Below are 4,419 nucleotides of genomic sequence, written 5' to 3'. Positions count from 1 at the left end.
ACGCTCTGATCGAAAATCGATGCATAGGATACATTCTCCACGACTGCCGCTTAAGCGTCAAAGTTGAAATACTGAGATTTAGTGAGAAAACAGGAGAAAACATTACTTTATAGTGGGAGGATGAACTTTTATATTGTAATGAGAGGAAGCAGAAGGAGGTGAAATTGAGATATGGAACAAGGGCTAATCATCGAGGAATTGCATTAGCAGCCGAAGCAAAAGAGCGGGGATTCAAGTGCTAAACCATCATTTATCCTTTAAATAGTGTTAGCTTGAGCTGGTGTATCAAATATGCAAGGGGTCCAGCGGGTTAAAATAGTACCCTTTTATAGTTAAGCCGAACATACCGGTCTATACTTTCAACGATTAAGTTTTTTATGAAAAAGCTTCACCGCGATCGTAGGAATTAAGAAGGACGCATGTATAACTTCTGGGGGCTTTTGAATGAAGCTCAAGTAAACGTCAACGCGCTTTATGATCTTATGCCGAAAATAAGAAACCGAATAAAGCGCGGTTTATAGGAATGCTCAACGGGTACGATTGCACAATGACTGCAAGCTGTTGGCAGCCTGTTAAGCAAACGGACAGCATTTTAATTTAATGCGATATGTTGTATAATTATTCGCCTTCATTATATAAAAGAAAAGCAGGGTTGAATAACACTCATTGCTAACATGAAAAAGAGTGGCTGCTTTAGCCACTCTTGATAATCTCTGCTCATTCTTAATAGGTGTTTCATCATCAGAATTGTCTTTATCTGTATAGCTCAACATTTTTCTCACTTATAATCGCTAGAGGACTACAATCTCATTAAGTTGATTGATGTTCACTTTGACTAATCCGGTCATTTTTTTCATGATCGGATGAAACGGGTTTTGCTGCTTCGATAGATTAGGCTTCCCATTACATTTAGGAACAAATATGGGGAGCTGCGATTCTCTTACAATGTTTTGGACTTCGAAGATTTGAGTATAATAGAGAGGTAAGCTTATGTTGAATTTTACCGGCATCCCCCATGCTAAGACCACGAAATCCGAATGGTGCTCAACCACATCTCGGATCGTGGCATTGTTCCCGTTCAGCATCTTGGAAAAGGCCCTCTCTCCCCTCTGAGACCGAAACTGGAGTAAATCACGCCATAATCCGGCCGAATTGGGATTATATATTGGGAATAGATTTAGGACACGGAGATGTCCGATATGAGAGAGAGACTCGTCTATATTTATTATCGGTATGGTCCTATTGTAGATAAAATGTATGAGGCTGTTCACGGTGTCATCAGATTGGTGTTGGTCCGCATATGCAGGATTCATCATGATAAATGTGATTCTCGACTCAGCGTTGTTTTTCAGCTTTATTTTGAGGGACTCACGTATGTTAGACGTTGTTGCAACTGGGTGTGTTTGTGCAGGTAAAATAACTTTCGAAGCAGGATATGGTTTTGCTGGCATAATTCTTCATCCGTTCCTTTAGATTAATGAGGAAGACAAACTGCTTATTAGAGATCCTAGAAGATAACTTCGCCCAGCTAATCATCAAGCTCTGATATTGGCTGAATGAGAGGACCCGTTTTCTTACGTTCGGTCCCTCAGCTTGAAGCAATAGTAATGTTCGACAGACCTAATTTAAAAAGGGAAATTTTCTCGATCAAGTCTTATATTGATTTCGGGTATATAGGTATCGATATGCGAAATCTTTATCTGCCTGTTAGCCTCTACCCTGAAGAGGGCATAGTTCGTATAGACAAATTCTTTATCGTGAACGCCGCTAAACTTCACTCCGTCGTAACCTATGTGGCTACAGCAGGTGCCAATATAATTCGGTAATAAATATGCCATTTTAAGTGCCTTGGACTCTTCGTTCGGCTGGCTAAAAAAGCCACTGAAACTTGGATCGAATTGCCCGATATCAAATACGGTTAAGTCTGTTGTTATCTGCAATTGAGCAATATCAATCACATCGTCATGGGCAGGATGAATTTCATACGCAATAGCCTCAAGTTTATCAGCGACATAAAGAACTGGTACACCTATCATGTTATACCGGCCATGCTGCGGCATCCCTTTTGGTGGCGTCCACATTTGATGGAACTCATAGGCCTTGTCAGTATCTTTTTTGTGCGTTCTCCCTCGAAATAAATCGACATGCCCAGGCTTCAAGACAGAGTATTCTTTCGCTTCAAAGTGCTTGAGGAGTGTCTGATAAATGGCTTGGCCGGTTGGATGTGATGCCCCTAACATCGGATACTCCATTAAATGGTTACGAAATTCGTAAAGGTCTTGAGCCGTGAACTGCTCGCTGTAGCGTTCGCCAAATTCACAGAATTCCTCATCGTGAAAACCATAAAACTCCTGCATATCTTGTCTAGTATAAACTTCATCATACCCGGTGAAAATTCCGCCGGTCGGATTGTGGTCGGGATGTGCCCTTTCTCTTCCATATCCACATCTACATTGAATGAGGGCTGTAAACATTCCCGTGAATTGGTCTGGCACCCCCTGATCATATAAGTAATGGGATATCTCCGTCCCGCGTGCTACCTCGATGCGGGAAGTAGGATCAAACGGGTCATCATTAAAGACACTTTCGTAATGAGCCCGTTCTTCCCCTTCACAATATAAACACCCTTTAATATCCTCCGATAACTGGTCGCCGATCGCGTTCAAAACATCTCGCGGCACCGAAATTATATACATAACATGCTTTCTCACTATATGCAAGCTGCAGCAATCACATTGTTTCGTTACGCTCGATGTTTGTCTTATCTCTTCAACGGTGCATTCCCTCGTTAAATCGTGATTTTGTACTTGAAAAAGATCGTACAAGTCCTCATAACAACTTTTACAGAGTACAGCCTCGTCTGTCAGTGTGTCTAATAACATCAGAACTCTCTCCTCCATGGATTCCAACGTGTCTATGAACCCATTATACTAAAACCGGTAAAAATTCTGTACTGTTGTATATTTCGCCTCATTGTGACTTTACAAAAAGTAAAAGTGCTACTGACTTAGCCGGGCTGCTCCTCCTTCTTACTGTCTTGAAAAAATAAAGTAATAGACTCACTAGGTGACGCTGAACCAACGGTACAAGAGCTAAATATACTACAACATGAGGCTGTTAATATTATTTCTAATGTTTACCAAATTTGGAATTGACCAAAAATGATGCTACATGGTATATTTTTCTTGTCCGGAAGCACCGGCAATTAGCCCCTTAAGGAAGAACCTTAGGGGCTTTACTTATGTGTTTAGTGAAGGGAGTGGGTACGATGGATTTATACATATGTCCCGTTTGTAAATCCAAAAATCATGAGAAAGAAAAGTACTGTACACAGTGCGGTACCTGGCTACTAAGCGACGCATTTCCAGCACAGAAAGTAAAAATGGGGACACAACCGGATAGATTATACATCTGCGCATTTTGTGATACGGCAAATGAGCCCTGGAGGAATGCATGCAAAAAGTGTCTTAAACCTCTCTTTGGTACGGAGTACGTCACAAAGGAAATAAAAGTTATCCATAGCAGCGCGTTGCTAAAGTTCTTAAAGGTTATCATGTTTATTTTATCTGGAATAACAATTTTATTCGGGTTGATGTTATATGCTTTTTCAGTTGATCAAAAGCTATTGTCAATTCCTCTAACTCTTCTAGTCCTTACCTTCATTCAATTGCTTTTCGGTCTAATTAGCCCAACGTTATTTTTAGTTAGAAAAGGAATGACAAGGGGGAAGTTATTCGGAATCTGCAGCTTAGCGATTATCATTTTGTTCTTCACTGCCGCCAAGCTAAGCCCCCAACAACAAATAAACAGGAGTAGCATTGAAGCAGTAGCGGCAACTCCAAAAGATAGTGAAAAGGCATCCTCTGATGATCAAAGAGAACAGTTTATCAATTCAACGAAACAAATACCTTATATCGACCTAGCACGGAACCCGGATAAATTTAAAGGTGAGCACATTTCTTATCAAGGCCAGGTAGTTCAGGTTCTTGAACAAGGTAATTATGTAGGTTTACGTGTCAATGTAACTAAAGGTGCATACGATATTTGGCAAGATACAGTATTCGTTAATTATCGTAAACAGTCAGGAGAAGATAGGATATTGGAGAAAGACATAATTGACCTTTGGGGTGATGTGAAGGGGCTGAAGACATATAAAACTGTCTTAGGAAGCGAGACTGCAATTCCTGAAATTGATGCAAAATACATCACGATTAAAGAGAACAAAAAACCTTGAGGCCTTTTAGACTTACCCTAAAACGTGAGACATGCTTTAAACCCTTTACGACATGCTCGAAGGAATGGAGTTGTCAATAAAAGTGCAGTTTGAAAACACACTCATACAGGTATCCCGTTACTAAGCTGCTTGCGACAGCATTCTTTCGCGATAAATGGATGGCGGCCAGCCCCCTGGATTAGAGG

3 protein-coding genes are annotated in these 4,419 nt (G+C 40.8%); 1 reads left to right on the top strand and 2 read right to left on the bottom strand.

Going from position 1 to position 4,419, the window contains the following annotated elements; genetic code table 11:
* Nucleotides 1-791 precede the first annotated feature (791 nt).
* Together KXG62_RS33655 and KXG62_RS33650 are read right to left on the bottom strand one after the other, a co-directional pair.
* Nucleotides 792-1,451 carry a DUF1643 domain-containing protein gene (locus KXG62_RS33655; protein ID WP_218096370.1) on the bottom strand — a complete coding sequence of 220 codons (660 nt, stop codon included), beginning with the start codon at nucleotides 1,449-1,451 and terminating at the stop codon, nucleotides 792-794.
* 174 nt (nucleotides 1,452-1,625) lie between these two features.
* Nucleotides 1,626-2,882, bottom strand: coding sequence for an RES family NAD+ phosphorylase (locus tag KXG62_RS33650; protein ID WP_218096369.1), 1,257 nt, complete (start codon nucleotides 2,880-2,882; stop codon nucleotides 1,626-1,628).
* A gap of 386 nt (nucleotides 2,883-3,268) precedes the next feature.
* Here KXG62_RS33650 and KXG62_RS33645 point away from each other — a divergent pair, with 386 nt between their 5' ends.
* Entirely contained in the window at nucleotides 3,269-4,234 is a 966-nt protein-coding gene (locus tag KXG62_RS33645; RefSeq protein WP_218096368.1) for an MFS transporter, read from the top strand.
* Nucleotides 4,235-4,419: the final 185 nt, after the last annotated feature.

Origin of the sequence: Paenibacillus solanacearum, assembly GCF_910593845.1 — a bacterium.
GTDB classification, from domain to species: domain Bacteria; phylum Bacillota; class Bacilli; order Paenibacillales; family NBRC-103111; genus Paenibacillus_G; species Paenibacillus_G solanacearum.
Note: the sequence above shows the minus strand (reverse complement) of the source record. Positions and strands in the feature narration are given on the sequence as shown.

Coding starts and splice junctions, on each gene's coding strand:
- KXG62_RS33655 (WP_218096370.1), bottom strand. CDS start 1,451: ATGCCAGCAAAACCATATCCTGCTTCGAAAGTTATTTTACCTGCACAA.
- KXG62_RS33645 (WP_218096368.1), top strand. CDS start 3,269: ATGGATTTATACATATGTCCCGTTTGTAAATCCAAAAATCATGAGAAA.
- KXG62_RS33650 (WP_218096369.1), bottom strand. CDS start 2,882: ATGTTATTAGACACACTGACAGACGAGGCTGTACTCTGTAAAAGTTGT.